The 14232-nt window shown below is 59.0% G+C and carries 13 protein-coding genes; 2 read left to right on the top strand and 11 right to left on the bottom strand.

Annotated elements, in window-relative coordinates:
- Positions 1–5: 5 nt before the first annotated feature.
- Together SARO_RS17545 and SARO_RS17540 are read right to left on the bottom strand one after the other, a co-directional pair.
- Positions 6–362, bottom strand: coding sequence for a hypothetical protein (locus SARO_RS17545; protein WP_010890929.1), 357 nt, complete (start codon positions 360–362; stop codon positions 6–8).
- A 158-nt stretch (positions 363–520) separates the two neighbouring features.
- Positions 521–1069, bottom strand: coding sequence for a DUF736 domain-containing protein (locus SARO_RS17540; protein WP_010890928.1), 549 nt, complete (start codon positions 1067–1069; stop codon positions 521–523).
- 686 nt (positions 1070–1755) lie between these two features.
- On the opposite strand from SARO_RS17540, the gene SARO_RS17535 reads away from it, so the two are divergent.
- Positions 1756–4065 carry a DGQHR domain-containing protein gene (locus SARO_RS17535; RefSeq protein WP_011906619.1) on the top strand — a complete coding sequence of 770 codons (2310 nt, stop codon included), beginning with the start codon at positions 1756–1758 and terminating at the stop codon, positions 4063–4065.
- 48 nt (positions 4066–4113) lie between these two features.
- On the opposite strand, the gene SARO_RS17530 is transcribed toward SARO_RS17535, so the two are convergent.
- From SARO_RS17530 to SARO_RS17500, 7 genes are all read right to left on the bottom strand, one after another.
- A complete protein-coding gene (locus SARO_RS17530; RefSeq protein WP_011906620.1) occupies positions 4114–5637 on the bottom strand; it encodes an ATP-binding protein in 1524 nt (507 codons plus the stop codon).
- Positions 5634–7247 carry a radical SAM protein gene (locus tag SARO_RS17525; protein WP_010890924.1) on the bottom strand — a complete coding sequence of 538 codons (1614 nt, stop codon included), beginning with the start codon at positions 7245–7247 and terminating at the stop codon, positions 5634–5636. The genes SARO_RS17530 and SARO_RS17525 overlap by 4 nt, the downstream gene beginning before the upstream one ends.
- Positions 7247–8254 carry a DGQHR domain-containing protein gene (locus SARO_RS17520; RefSeq protein ID WP_010890923.1) on the bottom strand — a complete coding sequence of 336 codons (1008 nt, stop codon included), beginning with the start codon at positions 8252–8254 and terminating at the stop codon, positions 7247–7249. The genes SARO_RS17525 and SARO_RS17520 overlap by 1 nt, the downstream gene beginning before the upstream one ends.
- A gap of 350 nt (positions 8255–8604) precedes the next feature.
- The gene (locus SARO_RS17515) at positions 8605–10206 is read right to left on the bottom strand and encodes an ATP-binding protein (protein WP_010890922.1); all 1602 of its coding nucleotides are present in this window, start codon (positions 10204–10206) and stop codon (positions 8605–8607) included.
- Positions 10203–12158 carry a PIN-like domain-containing protein gene (locus SARO_RS17510; protein ID WP_010890921.1) on the bottom strand — a complete coding sequence of 652 codons (1956 nt, stop codon included), beginning with the start codon at positions 12156–12158 and terminating at the stop codon, positions 10203–10205. The genes SARO_RS17515 and SARO_RS17510 overlap by 4 nt, the downstream gene beginning before the upstream one ends.
- Positions 12159–12223: 65 nt before the next feature.
- A complete protein-coding gene (locus SARO_RS17505) occupies positions 12224–12535 on the bottom strand; it encodes a hypothetical protein (protein WP_011906621.1) in 312 nt (103 codons plus the stop codon).
- A gap of 4 nt (positions 12536–12539) precedes the next feature.
- Positions 12540–12947 carry a DUF3768 domain-containing protein gene (locus tag SARO_RS17500; RefSeq protein WP_011906622.1) on the bottom strand — a complete coding sequence of 136 codons (408 nt, stop codon included), beginning with the start codon at positions 12945–12947 and terminating at the stop codon, positions 12540–12542.
- Between the two features lie 110 nt (positions 12948–13057).
- Between SARO_RS17500 and SARO_RS17495 the strand changes: the two genes are divergently transcribed.
- On the top strand, positions 13058–13546 hold the full coding sequence (locus tag SARO_RS17495; RefSeq protein WP_010890919.1) for a hypothetical protein: 489 nt from the start codon (positions 13058–13060) through the stop codon (positions 13544–13546).
- 4 nt (positions 13547–13550) lie between these two features.
- Here SARO_RS17495 and SARO_RS17490 read toward each other — a convergent pair whose 3' ends face one another.
- Entirely contained in the window at positions 13551–13703 is a 153-nt protein-coding gene (locus SARO_RS17490; RefSeq protein WP_324608756.1) for a hypothetical protein, read from the bottom strand.
- Positions 13704–13798: 95 nt separating this feature from the next.
- On the bottom strand, positions 13799–14212 hold the full coding sequence (locus tag SARO_RS17485; protein ID WP_234007469.1) for a DUF6927 domain-containing protein: 414 nt from the start codon (positions 14210–14212) through the stop codon (positions 13799–13801).
- Positions 14213–14232 lie beyond the last annotated feature (20 nt).

Below are 14232 nucleotides of genomic sequence, written 5' to 3'. Positions count from 1 at the left end.
CTGCGTCACTCGGCAGGCATGTCCAGCAGCGGGATGAGCTGCGGATCGATCGGAAATCCCAGACGGCGGGCAAGGTCAGCGGCGTGTCGGAAGTCGGCGGCGCGCACGTGCAGCGATAGCGCGAGCGCGGCGAGGTTTTCGCCGGGGCGCGGCGCTGACAGGCTGTGGAGTTTGCCACAGGTTGCGGTCACAGCAAACGGCCAGGTCATGGCGATCGCGACCACTTCCTCGGCCAGCACAATGAGCGTGTCCCCGGTCTTGATAGCTTCATCGCACTGCGAAGCGTCGTAGGCGTTGCCGGTACTCGCGAAGGCGTGATGGCGCCGGGTCTCGAAGGCGAAACGTTCGCTGTCGGTCAGCATGTCGGGATCTCCAGATCGCCCCAGGCAAATGAAGAGGCGGAACGCCGGGCGGGGGGTAGGCCGGCGTTCCGCCTCAGACCGCGCGGGGGGCGATTGCGCGGCCTTGCACGGGGACGGGGACCCGCGACCGGGTCCCCGTCAGTGGAGTGCTTGGACGATCAGGCGTCGACGAGCGGCGGCAGCGCGCCTTCGTGCCCGGCGCTGTTATGTTCGCCGTCCTTGGCCTGCGCGCGGCCGCGCTTGCCCGGAGGCGTCGCGGTGCTGTCGCCCAGGCCGTCTTCGTGGCGGGCTTCGCCAGCCTGCTCGCCGCCTGCACGGTCACCGGCGACGTCGTCAGCACCGAACATGTCGCCCTCGCCGTATTCGGCCGAGCCGAGCTGGCTGCTGCGACGGCGCGGACGCTGCCAGGCCACCGCCATCGTGCCGTCCTCACGCGGGAAAGCGGCGATGTAGAGCGGCTGAGCCATCGAGGGATCGTCGATCTTGCCCTGGTAGAAGCTTTCGCCGGTCGAGTTCGAGGAAAGTTCGAACAGCGCGCCGACGATCACCCAGCGGCGCTGGTCGTTGAGCGCGACGATTTCGTACTTGGGCGCGCGCGGGTTGCTGGAGGTCACCGGACGGAGGCCGATGGTGCGGGTGATGGTGAGCGTTTCGACGGAGCCGATCAACTGGCCGTTGGCGTTCTTGCGGATTTCACCGATGTTCATGGACTGTCTCCTGGTAGGATCGATTGCGACCGAACCCCTTGTCCGGTCACTCTCTTCCCACCCCCTTCCCTCCCGGCCGTCAGGCCGAAGCTGCGGGCGCTGCCCGCAGAAAGACGTGCCCTGGAACCGGCGCCGTCAGGGGTTCAAGTCAGAACCTGCTTGGTATTAGATGCACCTCAATTGGGGATTCGGATAAGAGAGGAGCCGTTGTTCGTATCGCCTCATGGCTATCCCTGGGTCTTCGTCCGGGTCCCAGTGACCACGTTATGTGAAGCACTGCCCCATCTGGACGGACTGTTTCCCCATCAATGCTCAGGAGGAGGGCTTCCACGCCATCAAGATTGTCGATCTTGCCAAAGACGACCCCTTTCCGTGGAGGCGGAAGTCGGGATTGACGTGAACTCCCCAGTTCTAACGTACAATGGGGCACCGCAAGGAAAGCATACGTTGGCGGATATTTTTTCTTCAGAGTTTGAAGATCATCGTCGGAGATGACCCAGCCCATCGCAGACATTTCGGCCCTTCTTTGATCGAGTTCAACGACATCCGCTCTGCTGCGCAGTCGGGTTCAACTAGTAATACTTGACGCGAGCTTATGCACGGAACGATTGACGCATAACGGTTTGGTCTTCCTCGCATTCGCTCCTGTTGCTACTCACGGCGCATGCAAGGGGGCAAAAACCGCAATGGCTGATGACGTAATGGGCCCGACCGTCACGGGGGATGATCTGGATTCTGAGCTGCGTCAGCGCAAAAGCAAGGACATCTTTCACACAGTTACGGGTTCAACGCGCAAGGTCATTGCCGAGAAAGTTGCCCTTGAAGAGCAAGACGGGTGGCGCGTCGCAAAGAAAAACAAGAAGTCGACGAGGCTTGCGAAGGCCAAGCCTGCGCACGAACAGCTCGAAGATGAGGTTTGGTGCCTCCTCGCTCAAATGGGATTCCAGGAGCTGAACAAGGGCAGGCTCTTCACGATCGCAGTGGAGGATGGCCTGAACCCTCGGCAGATCGATGTATTTGCCAAGGACGATGAGACGGTCATCATTGTTGAATGTCGGCAGAAAGCGACAGTCGGGCGGAAGCCAATGGCGGATCTTATCGAAAAGATCCGTGCGCTGCGCGAGGCCGCGCAAAAAAGTATCAAACTCCATTACGGCAGTCAGAAAAAGCTGAAGGTCAAATTCGCCATTGCCACCAGAAACATCATCTGGGGCGAGGCTGACCTGGAGAAATGTAAAGAGTACCAGATCGCTGTGATATCGGACCAGCTGCTCGATTATTACAAGCAACTGACACAGCACCTCAAAATGGCCGCGCGCTTCCAGTTCCTCGCGCACATGTTTGAGGGACAGCGGGTCGATGGGCTCGCGCAAACCGTAGTTGCGACCCGAGGCAAAATGGGTGGAAGGCCGTTCTACACGTTCCTGATCCGGCCCGAAGAGCTGATGAAGATCGCCTATGTTGGCCACAAGGGTAGCCGCGACATCGAAAACCTCGAAACCTACCAGCGAATGCTCCAGTCCGACCGACTGAAGGGAATTGCGAAGTACATCAATGAAGGCGGCAAATTCCCGACTAACATCGTCGTGAACCTCAAGCTCCCCGGTAAGAAGGAACCACAGTTCGACAAGAAGGAGACCGTCGGTGAGGAGATACTCGGTTTCTTGCACCTGCCCCCCATCTATGCCTCAGCATGGGTGATTGATGGGCAGCACCGCCTCTATGGCTATGCCTATGCGCGTGAGAACGGAGGCTTCAAGAGCGACGAGACCGTTCTACCCGTGCTGGCATACGTCAATCTTCCCGCCGATGAAGAGATGGACCTGTTCATCGACATCAACAGCAAGCAGGTGAAGGTGAAAACCGGGTTGCTGGTCGAACTCTATTCGGATCTGCACTGGAAGTCCGACGATGTCGAAGAGGCCTTCCAGGCCCTGCTGTCGCGGATCGCCTACCGGCTGAACAAGGACAAGGCTTCTCCACTCTTTGACCGCATGGTTGTCTCCGGCACCAGGAAAACGAATGTGCGGTGTCTTACGCAGACGTCGATACGGGACGGCCTCAAGGTTGCCCGGCTGATTGGCAGTCCCCTTAAGGGCATGATCGTGCCCGGTCCCCTCTCTACGGGTGATCCGCTCAACTACGACGCCAACCTCAAGAAGAGCCTTTCGGTTCTGACTGAGTGTCTCGCGCTTTTCGCAAACATTTTGCCCAACCAATGGGCGGCCGGCGACAGCCCTACTGGCTATGTATGCACCAACAACGGTCTTCGCGCCCTGTTCTTGGTGATCCAGGATGTCGCAGAGCATGTCCGTCAAAATTCGGGCATAGACCTCGCGCTACTCAATGCAGATGAAACGTTCAAAGAACTGGAGCCGTATCTTACAGCCCTCGCAGATCAACTCGCATCGGTAGCGCCGAACGATATTCAGGCATTTCGCAAGATCGGATCCTCACTGACAGCTGTGAAGCAGCAGTCGTTTGGCATGGAAGCCTACATTCAGGCGAAACTCTCTGATTTCCGCCCGCTGGGGCTCCAGGAATACCTGGCCTCGCGCGATGCAGCTGGCGCCGATGCGGCGGCGGCGAAGGTGACCCAAATCCACAAGAAGCTGTTCAACTACGTCATCGAGACTCTGAAAGATCACTTTGGCCGGGATCACAAAGCGTGGTGGACCCAGGGCGTACCGCTTACCATTCGCCTTTCGTGTACCCAGGAATGGGAAAAGAAGAATCGTGAAGGCGACGAGGAGTCTCATCTCTACCTCATCAACTATCAGGATATCGCCGTCGCCAACTGGGATCTGTTCCGGGACACCCTGTCCCTGGGTTATAAGGATCCGGACAACAAGAAAGAGAGCACCAAGTGGATTAAAGTGCTCAACGATATCCGCCAATATACGGCTCACCCTGAAAAAGGCCTGCTCAGCAAGGAACAGGTCTCATTCGTGAATGAGGTTTACGAGAAGGTCGAGCATCATATTCCCGCCCGGTAGCTCTTCGGTCAAACATCGTGGGCGAGGTGACCCGGAGGCTAGCAGCCCCTACGCGATTTTTGCCAGGATCCGGTCGATCAGCGCCTTGGCGGCGGAGCGGTTGGCTGCGCACTCGTAGATAAGGCTGAACATTTCCTCATAATTCGCCCGGCGCTCGGGAGCCATCCGCTCGAGCGGCGAACTCGATGCCGTTGAACGGGTGACTGTTTCGAGCCGGGTTTTCACATCCTCAATCGCGGCGCGTTCGCGCCCTTCACCATTCAGCAAGTTGTCTGGGGTGGCCAGCTTCTCCATCTTCATGACCGTCATGTCGACGGCGAGCGCAACGTGTTCGCAGGCATTTGGCGCAAGGCTGCCCTGCTCGAGAATGGCGATGTTCTCCAATGCCGCCAGATGGGCAAGTTCGAAATCCCGGATACGCTTGCGTTCCCGCGAGCTCGTGCGGCATCGTACGGCGACTTCCCGGCCGAGCGGGGCCAGGTGGTTCTTCAGGTTCGCCAGATGTACGTTGCGCTCGAAATCGTCGCGCCGACCGTTGGGGACGATACGCGGATCGAATATATGAACCTCGCCGACGGTCCACGCGTTGAAGCGTGTTTCGGGGAAGATGTCTTCGAAGAGGTTGGAATCTCCAACCTGAATGTCGCCGACCCGAGCGCGCAGTCCGCGCACATTTGTAGATGCGTGAATGGCCCCTTCGTAATCGTGATGGGCAACCCAAGCTAGCGCAGCGATACCGCCGTCAACGCTCGGTATTTCAATGAACCTGCATTCCCGAAGGCATAGTGGCCGCCCCCCCTCTATTGGCATCTCGTCCGCGAACGGTCGCGTTAGGGGAGCTTCACCATTGACGGTAATGACCAAGCGTCGAATGTCGTTGAGGCTGCCAAGCTGCGCATCGATGTCGGGCGCCAACGTGAACTGCGAGGACATCGGTACGGGCGCAACTTGCGCTAAATAATCACTCACCGCAGCCGGTGACAGCAAGCGGTCATCCCCAATCCGAGGAACGCCAGTCAAGATAACTTCAAAAAAATGCTCATCAGCGGTAACCCCGGACGTTTCGTCAATCACCGTGATAGCGCCGACAATTTCGGGCAATTCTCGGCGGTCATCGAAATCTCTCAGCACTGAGCGAAGAGCACGGCAGTCCCAGGTCAACGAGTGAGCTTGCGTCTCACCTGCAGCAGATGCCCGAAATGTCAGTTCACGGGCATAGGCTAGGCCCGAAAGCCGGCCCACTCCACGAAAGCCTCTTGCGCCGGTGCCGCGCTTGCTGCTCGCTCCGATGGCGGTCAGGATGGACTGAAAGGCGTCAGACGCGATGCCTACACCGTTGTCGCGGATGGTGATTGTTCTTGTCGTTGGATCTATGGTGATGGCGATGGCGCCCTCATCTGCGCGCAGGAGTCCCGCCGCGCGAGCATCGTCGATCGCATCAGCTGCGTTCTGGACGTACTCCCGGTAAATGGTGAGCGGATCGACGTACATTGCAGTCGAGAGCAGTTCCAAGACGTCCTTGCCGATCACCGGCCGGGCCGTGCCGATGCTCGCTACTTCGGAGAGATTCATGCCAAATGCCTTTGCTTGCACTCAGTCGATTGCGGGGCATCGACATCATCATCGTATTCCAAAGCAGCATCTTCGACGCGCTCATCATCGGGCACCAAGGCCTCCGGCTCGACGGGCTTTTGACGCTGCCAAATCGTCATCATCTCCGCTTTCGGGCGGAGTACATAGTACCGCAGGATCGAGCGAAGCGCGTCGTCGTCGGCCTCATCGACTAGCGATGGGAAGAAACGGGGATCGACCGAGGAGAGGATGTGCTTCAGCTCGTCGCGGCGGCTTGGGGAAAGGCGAGTGAATTCCGCGCGGAAGGAATCGTATTCCCCCCGCCCATCCAAACGTTGGAACCAGTCGCGGTTGAAGATCATGTCTTGCGGAAGAAGCAGAATTTCCTGGAATTCGTCGAATGTGTCGCCAAATGCTCGGCGGAAGAACTCAGGTGCTCCACTGACTACGCCGTGCGTCGCCTGAAGGATCAGCTGCATTGAGCGCAGCTCGTAGCGGGTCCAATTCTCACCGATATGCCCACGATCAGGACGCATGGTGGGTTGGAATCGCATCGGGAACGACCAGATTCTAACTCCCAGCTCCTCGTTCAACGTGACGTTGAGGCGCATGCGCTCGAACAGATCGGCGGGGGTGTCATGAAAATTGTAGAGCATGTAGTTCGACAGCTCATTGAGCCCGAACTCATGTGCGTAACGGACCGCCTGCTCGTAAGGTTTGCGCACACCGAGGTGATCGAACGCAATCCGCAATGGCTTGAGGCAAATCGATGAAAGTTCGCGCAGGTACATCTTGTCCTTGCAAAGGATGCGAGCATCGACACCTTGGTTGAAGTCGACGCGCCGCTGCACGGGTACCCTTGAGCCTGGGCGCTGCAATTTTGCCCCTGGAACGAAGCCGAGGTCGCGGATTTCGGCGATCACCTCCTTGAAGCGAGCGCTCGCGACCACGTTGTTGTCCATGAGGATGAGGTCCTTCTTGGGACCATACATGTCATCAATGGCACGAACGAGGTCGGTCAGCGATTCAACGTCGCGCTGCATTCCCTCGAGTTTCGGCACGCCGCAAAACTGGCATTTGCGGATGCAGCCGCGCGAGGTGTAGGCAAAATAGGCATCGCGAACCGGGTATGCATATTCGATTTGCGAAAGGATGCTGTAGTCGGGAACCATGTCCTCGATTGGCTTGCCGTAGAGGTCTTCGGAATAGAGCTCCTCGGCGAAATCATCGAGTTGAAGCGAGATTGCAGGTGCCTTGTCGAGCAACCCCTTGATGAACCGGACCCCGTGCCAACGCCGCTCCTCGATAAACCGGTCGTGCATCAGCGAGGCCGCAATCCCGCCTACGAATACTTTGTCCGGTTGGCCGTTTGCCACCTTCAGTGCGTAGTCGATTGTGGTCGCTATCCGCGGGTACTCGAATGAGAAGAGGGTTGTGACGTAAATTCGGTCCCAAGCCTTGTTGAATGCTGAGGGATCCTCGCCCTTCACGAACGTGACGTTGTCGTTCTTACCCTGAGGTCCGTGATATTGGGCGATCTTCATCAGTCCCAAGGGAGGGTACTTGTTCTTGTATCCCGGCTCGATGAGCAGAATGTTCTTGCCGGCCATTACGCGACTGCCTTGATGTGCTGGCGGGCGCGGACAGCCCGAAGTTGTGCCACCGCAGCCGCAACTCCGCTTTCACCGCCCAATCCCTTCATGGGGCCATCTGACGACCAATCCGTCTCCGCCGCGAGATCAGAAAGGCGAGCCACAAGGAGCTCACGCGTGAGGGCACCGCGGCTCTCAACCCATAGGTCTGCGGCTATTTCCATCAGGCTATACACCCCGACTCCCTTGGCGATCAGCGAGCCACGTGGGCGAGACCAGTCCGAATGCATGGCGACCGAGACCGCCACCCAGAAATCAAGGACAGTCTTTGCCGCCTCCTCGACCGTACGCTCCTTCAAGATGCCGGAATGGTTGAGAAATCTGCGCACAGCCTTTTGCAATGTGCGCAGTGAGGCCTTTCTCGACATCCCCGAAATCTTGTTGCCCCCGACGTCGAGTTGCCCGCACCAAGGCGATGCTGGATCGTTCGAAAGGCAAAGTGCGATAAACAGTTCAGGCCGATCATTTGCCAGATCTTCGCAAAGTCGGGCGTCGTGAAAATCAAGCAGGCTGCGGCTCAGCCCCTTGGCCTTCCGATTAATGATGGAGAAGACCGCCATCTCTTCCTGAACTGTCAGGTTGATGTAGCACATGAAAGGTAGTTCGATATCGAGGTCGGCAAGATGACCGAGGCGGTGCTGGCAATCCACTTGTGTCATCACGCGACCGGCAGTCGGGTCGATTTCCAAGCGCGCCATACCATGGCCGTCCTCGATTAGGCGCCAGCCTCCATCTTCACGCGGCCTGAGATTGAACGTGAGGGGAATTGTTGTGCTGCCGGGCTCGCGGATATATCGCCGGAAATCGAGACTGTGGCCTGAGTTGAAGCGGCGCTGGTAGCCCTGCCCAGTTCCCTCGTCGAGGACGTCCGCCATGCTGATCCGATGCAGCAGAGACGCGGGCGCAAAGCCAAGCAGAACCGGCCTCTGCGCCGACTGCCCGATCTGGCAAACCAAACTTTCCATCAGCGTTCCGCCTCCCCACGATGCCGAATCTGCATCGCTGCAATGCGGATAGCTAGACGATTGCCGTTTGTCGATCGAGAACTTTCTGTTGCTCTCAGGAAGGGATGCGGTGGGAGACCCAGTGAACAATGGCCAATGTCGGCGTAGTCACGCAGACGGTCCCCTACCTCACCGAGTAGCTCCGGCGATAGTTGCTCGTCCTGATTACGACTGCCGCTTTTTGGGGCACATAACCGGCGACATGGTCGAATCCTTGGGCCCCGCCCAGCTGGATTATCTCATCTGTCGAACCACTCAGTCGCGTTCGCGGGAAACAATGAAGATGACTTCGCCTACAATTGATGCGTGGCTTAGAAGTCGGTAGTTCCTGCAACAGATGCCACGATCTGTACGACCTTTGAAAAGGTTTCAGGCTCCAATTGGTTCCTGAACGCCTTCATTAGCTCTCGTAATACCTCTAATTGCGCCTGCTCGCGCAATTGGGACATGTCACCTGCATGAGTGATACCCAGCTTTCGAACCGCTTTCGTCTTCGCATCAAGGAGCTTGTTCTCCAGCGACCGCAATTGGGATGCAGTTTCCAGGTCTGCGTGCTTAAAAGCACGGCTCACACGGCGCTGCGCCTTGGTGACGTCATTTGAGAGTTCGAGAAGGTTGTCCGTGTGTCCCTGCGTGGACGCAGAAGTTAACGCCTTTGCACGGTCCTCGATGGCTTTCGCGTCCTTGGCCAGGCGCTGCACGGAATGCTGGGCGTTCTTAGAAATCTCGTATGCGTTCTTGCCCAGCCTGTCGCAAAGGGAGATTATCTCCGCCTGGAGCGTCGCCCAGTTTGCGTCTTCCTCAAACCCGTCACGCCGCGAGTTCGGGATGACAAACGTTGGATCGACAAAAATTTCCCCGACGTACCAATCATTGAACCGTCCGTAGGACTTGGCATCGGGAACATTGGAAAACATCTCACCCATAATCTGGGTACCATCTATCTGGATGTTCCTCACCCTGATACGGATCGCGCGAGTGAGATCGTCCTTGTACGCACCAGGCTCCCGCTTCACGCCAACCCAGCCCCACCAGCGGCGGCTCTGGCCGTCGACGATTTCGATGTCGTCAAGGTGAACGGAATCGCGGCCGACGGGGTAGGCCTTGCCATAGGGTTTACGAACCTCGACGCTCCGATCGCCATCGTGAACGACGATTTTCACTTCCTCCAGTGCGGCCGACGGGCCGACCCGTTTGCTGGTCGACGCGAACTTGCGATCTGATGCTGCTTGTTCGATCTGAGCTCTGAAAGTGAATTCATCTGAATAGGCCACCGGCGCCACCTGCGACACGAAATCGACCATCTGGTCCAGATCCGTGCTTTCACCCGGGGCGTTTACGAGGCCCTCGAGGCGGACTTCGAAGAAGTGCTCGTCGGGGGTCTCTCCCGTCGTCCGAGTTGCGGTCACGTTCTTCGAAAGAAGTTTGGCGAGCGAGAGGTGCCCTCCGCTGGCTGGTGCCATGTCCTTTCGCAGCTGATTCGCATTAAACTCGATGCGCGTGCATTCGCTCTCACCCTGAGCCTTCGTCAGAAACACCAATCTGTCGCAGAATGCGATGCCAGCTAGTCGGCCGATGCCACGAAAGCCAGCTTGAACGCGGTAATCCTTCGACGATGCACCGATGGAAGTCAGCCTCGACACCGCGAGGTCGACGCCCAACCCGATGCCATTGTCACGAATGACGAGCCCGTCATCCTCAAGGGTCACATCAATCTTCGCGTCCGCGAAAGCCATGATGCCACCGTCGACTGCCTGCATAACGGCGTCGAGCCCGTTCTGAAGATATTCGCGAATAGCGCTGCGAGCCTCTCCGTAGAGCCCAATCGTCAGAGTTTCCAAGACGAAGCCGCCAAAGAATGGGTTGATCTCTATCGGCGCAGGTGTGCCGCCCGCCGGTGCCGCATCAGTCATGATTGGTCTTCCATACTATTTCTAAGATCCCCTTCGGCAGCAATCCCGACGGTACTTCCGAAAGCGACCTCTCGCTCGAAGGCCTCATGCGCCATCAATTGGTCAAACGGTATGCCCAGAGCGTTGCACACATCTTTGACGACATCGCCGAGAACGACGGTCGTTACTCCTGGAAACCGGTTGGCCAAGCGAAGTCCTGCATCTTCCTGAGCTTCCACGATTACGCCAATCCCCCCAATCTGTAGACCTGTCAGGCGGGGCGCGGTGCCGGTAGCCTTCGCAAGTAGTGGTTTGACCGACAGTGCAGGTCGATCCGCGTCTGGCAGATAGACTGGGCGACCGGGCCAATCAGCGACAATGTTCCGGAACGCGTCGATGGCCCCCTTGGCACGCGGTTGCCCTTGAAGCGCTAAGAGCCGAGGCAGCCAAGGTGTGCGGGGAATTGTCTTGAGCGATGACCCATCAACGTAGGCCGACGCCAGGAGGCCAAGGTAAAGGTTAGTTGCTGTCCTCGGCGGCAGCCGCTCGAACACGCCGAGCAAGTCCGTCGTGTAGGTGGTAGCTAGGGCATTGCCCTCGATGGATCTGGTGCCCAGCGATCGACCGAACCAAACAGCCGCCCGGCCGTCCCAGTTAGCCAACGCTTCCTTTGTCAGGAATGCATCTAGGCCTAGTCCTTCCGCATCATTGGCAAGCATGTGATCGAGGAGAGGGCCGGATTTCTCGTTTGCGTCCGAGCTGCTGGCACTGAACGCAAGCCGAAGAGCGAGAGGATTGTCAGCAATGCCAGAAGCGTCATCCACTGGCAGGTGCTTTGGCGTGTCTCTCTGTGGCTCTATTCCGCTCGCGACGGAAGTTCTGCCGGTCGCTTGGTCACGCGCTTGCTTCCGAATGGCCTCGTCTTCTCGGTCAGGGGAGGGAAGCGTGACGTCGATAGCCGAACCAAAGAACCTGTCACTTGGGACGCCGGTGCGGCGCAAGTAGATCGCGAGATATTTCCGATCTACCAGCATCAGTTCTTGAACACCGGCGGACGCTTTGGCCTCATATTCAAGCATCGGTTGCGGCCTTGGGATCGGGGGTAGCTTGCTCGCGATCACCTTAAGTTCCGCATCCAGGTCCGGTTGATCTAGCCCTCCCATGACCCAATCGTTCTTGCCGTCGTTGCTGATGACCACGACGCCTCGAGCGCGCCGTTGACCAGCGTGATGAAGGATCTCTTTCCAGAACATCAGATCGCCGAAGCTGTTGGCTCCCCCTCCGTTCGCACCAGACTTGTTCCGGTCCTGGAAGCCTGGGGGTATGCGGCCTTCGAAACGGGCCTCCTCTACGGATTGGATGTCGCCCATCCAGTCGAGCATCGGTGCGCTTGGAAGGCCGCACTCATTGATGAATTCGATAATTGCTTTAGAATTGCTGTCATAGTGCTGCTTCGTCCACCGCCCGGCGATGGCGGCGACGCGTTTGACGTCAATAAGCACTGACCTCGTCGCGGCAATGATTTCTGCTGGCGACCGGCTGTCGCCTGTGAATGAGGTATCGATGTACGGCCGAAGGTCGTTGAAGGTATTGTTGGCGAGATCGTTCAACGCGGTTTCGATGCCCTTCAGCTTCTTGCCGTGCAGATTCCCCATGTGGTGTCGCAGGTATTCGTGCGCCGCCCACACAGGGACATGCACCCGACCTGCCGCTACTGCCCGCAGCCATCCTGTGAATTCGTTGCGGGCCTCGCACCCGAGGGCAGTTAGCCAAACCAGAAACGAGGTGTCGACATACACGTGGGTTCCGGGCGCACGGATCAGCGCATCCAGACTCGCTATGTATCCTTCGACAGTGTCCTTCTCGAACGGGATTTTCAACGGTGCCGCAGAGTTGATTTGATGCTCGCGAGAACGCCCGGCAGTCAACCAGTGGGTTCCCTGTCTCGCTGCACGACGTAAGCGCTTGATCAAGACGTCCCCCTTAAACCGCCAGCCAACTTAGCTCGTGCGTCTCCGAGGGCAAGAGAAACGGCACATTATAAAAGTCGGAAGATGAAGTCGCTGAGGGTGGTGGCCAATTGGCCTGCCTCAGCTCGTTGGTCGGCTTGCAGTCTTGATATCAATTCGGGGTCCAATTCGGCGTACTGCTTGATCAGATGGCGCAGATGCAACAGCGTCGGTATCTGTCCTGGCTTCGCGCCCTCCCAGGTCTTGAGTTCAGGATCATGCCCCTCTTTGCAAGGGCCAAACACGATCACGAAGAAGGTGCCGAACCCTGCATCCCATCCGACCGCGACCTCAAACAAATCCGCGCGATGGGGCAGCGGCTTTAGCGAATACCGGCTCATCGCGTCACCAATCGCTCGCCAGCATGATGGTCACGACGCGGAAGCTCTGCTGAGCGTCCCAAGGCGTCTCCGATCCCCAGGCGAACGTGCCGTCGTTGGCGTAAACGTCGACCTTCCAGAAGATCTTGTGACCCTGGTATTCCACCACGCCGAAGTCGCGCTCGCCGTGCGGGTCGTTGCCGGGATCGATCGGTGTCTCGTTGATCAGCCGGCGGAGGGCACCCTGGCCGATCATCAGGTTGAGCTGCCGGGTACCCGGATCGGGGTCCTCCCCGGCAAGAATATCCGCGAGCGCCCGCGTGAACACGGTCTTCGAGGTCACAAGCGACCCCGCGCGGGCGGCATCGTTGAGCGCGGCAATCTCGGCGGTGTGGTCGGTGTCGGCAGGGGCGGCTTGGGCAAGTTGGGTCATCAAACTCTCCTTTTGCAATAATCGACCGATGCGCCCCCCTCTCCCCTCCGCCTGCCGGTTGACGGCGCTTGAGCGTTCACGCTACGTTCTTATCTGAAAGGAAATTTCCGATGCCCATCGGCGCCCACACCGACCATTTCGATCTCGACATCACGCTCCGCGATGCCTCGTGCGACCTCAACGTGCTGCCGGCGCGGCGCGCGATTGCAGCCCTTTGCATCGGGGTCGGGGTCGATGACGCCTACTTTTCGGTCCGCGAACTGCGCGAAGCGGTGTCGTTGGTGCATGAAAATGCGCCCGGCGGGCGGGCAAAGCTCGCATCGATCCTCAGCACATCGTGCGACGATTTCCAGCGGGCGATCTATTACAGCCTCGCCGGGCGCGGCGTGGTCGAGATGGCCGAGGCAATGGATTGGCTGCTGGGCATGCTGAAAGCGCGCGGCCGGACCGCGGCCTGGCTCAGCCGTTCGCGGGTACGCCGGAAGGATCTGGTCTCACCCTATGTGGCGGAGGGCCCCGATGGCCCGCTGGTGTCGCCGAACCCGGATTTCGAGCTCGGCCAGTCGTGGTTCGTCGAGCGCGGGCCGGAGCCCTACTGACCGATCAGGGCTCGTCATCGTTGCAGGTAACGACCCGCGAGACAGTGCGGCCCGGCGCGGCCTTGCTCGCCAGCACCACGCGGAAAGGCTGCAGCGGGTTTCCTGTCTTCACGACCGCCGTGTCGGTCAGGATATGCTCGGCAACGCGGGTTGCCACCCGGTTGGCGTTTTCAATGCTGCAGAGGCGCCCACGTTTAGGTGAGCGTTCGGGGGGTGGCTGGTCCGACATGGCGGTGCAAGCTCGCGAGCCAGTCACGTCGCCGAGGGGGCGGCGGGGGCCGGGACAATCGTCCAGGCACGGCTCATCAGCTTGCTGATCTTCACGCCCATCCCATCGTTCATCCGGCGCAGGATGGTCTTCCGGCCCGACTGGACCACCCGGAAGCTGCGCTCGCTTTGCCCGTCAGTGAACGTGAGCGGCTCGGCCAGCACCAGCGTGTCGCCCGGTCGCGGCTTGCGGCGCGAGGTCAGCGCGAGACGCGCCCGGCAGGCCTCGCGCCATTTGGCGGCATATTCGTTGCCGGGAGGGCCCAACAGGTCGAGGATCGAGGCCGGACAATCGTAGTGATACGGCCCCATCGTTTCGGTCAGTTGGGTAGGAGTGGTGCTGCTCCGGGAGTCAGCCCTGTTCCCCCCACCGAACCGCACGTGCAGCTTTCGCTGCATGCGGCTCTCCATTGCGATAA

This window comes from Novosphingobium aromaticivorans DSM 12444 (genome assembly GCF_000013325.1).
Lineage (GTDB): Bacteria > Pseudomonadota > Alphaproteobacteria > Sphingomonadales > Sphingomonadaceae > Novosphingobium > Novosphingobium aromaticivorans.
The sequence above is the reverse complement of the archived record's forward strand: the minus strand, read 5'-3'. Positions and strand labels throughout refer to the sequence as shown.

Bases quoted from the DNA above. Each gene is read 5' to 3' on its own strand.
- SARO_RS17495 (WP_010890919.1), top strand. From the start codon at position 13,058: ATGCCCATCGGCGCCCACACCGACCATTTCGATCTCGACATCACGCTC.
- SARO_RS17500 (WP_011906622.1), bottom strand. From the start codon at position 12,947: ATGACCCAACTTGCCCAAGCCGCCCCTGCCGACACCGACCACACCGCC.
- SARO_RS17485 (WP_234007469.1), bottom strand. From the start codon at position 14,212: ATGCAGCGAAAGCTGCACGTGCGGTTCGGTGGGGGGAACAGGGCTGAC.
- SARO_RS17505 (WP_011906621.1), bottom strand. From the start codon at position 12,535: ATGAGCCGGTATTCGCTAAAGCCGCTGCCCCATCGCGCGGATTTGTTT.
- SARO_RS17540 (WP_010890928.1), bottom strand. From the start codon at position 1,069: ATGAACATCGGTGAAATCCGCAAGAACGCCAACGGCCAGTTGATCGGC.
- SARO_RS17530 (WP_011906620.1), bottom strand. From the start codon at position 5,637: ATGAATCTCTCCGAAGTAGCGAGCATCGGCACGGCCCGGCCGGTGATC.
- SARO_RS17515 (WP_010890922.1), bottom strand. From the start codon at position 10,206: ATGACTGATGCGGCACCGGCGGGCGGCACACCTGCGCCGATAGAGATC.
- SARO_RS17545 (WP_010890929.1), bottom strand. From the start codon at position 362: ATGCTGACCGACAGCGAACGTTTCGCCTTCGAGACCCGGCGCCATCAC.
- SARO_RS17520 (WP_010890923.1), bottom strand. From the start codon at position 8,254: ATGGAAAGTTTGGTTTGCCAGATCGGGCAGTCGGCGCAGAGGCCGGTT.
- SARO_RS17535 (WP_011906619.1), top strand. From the start codon at position 1,756: ATGGCTGATGACGTAATGGGCCCGACCGTCACGGGGGATGATCTGGAT.
- SARO_RS17525 (WP_010890924.1), bottom strand. From the start codon at position 7,247: ATGGCCGGCAAGAACATTCTGCTCATCGAGCCGGGATACAAGAACAAG.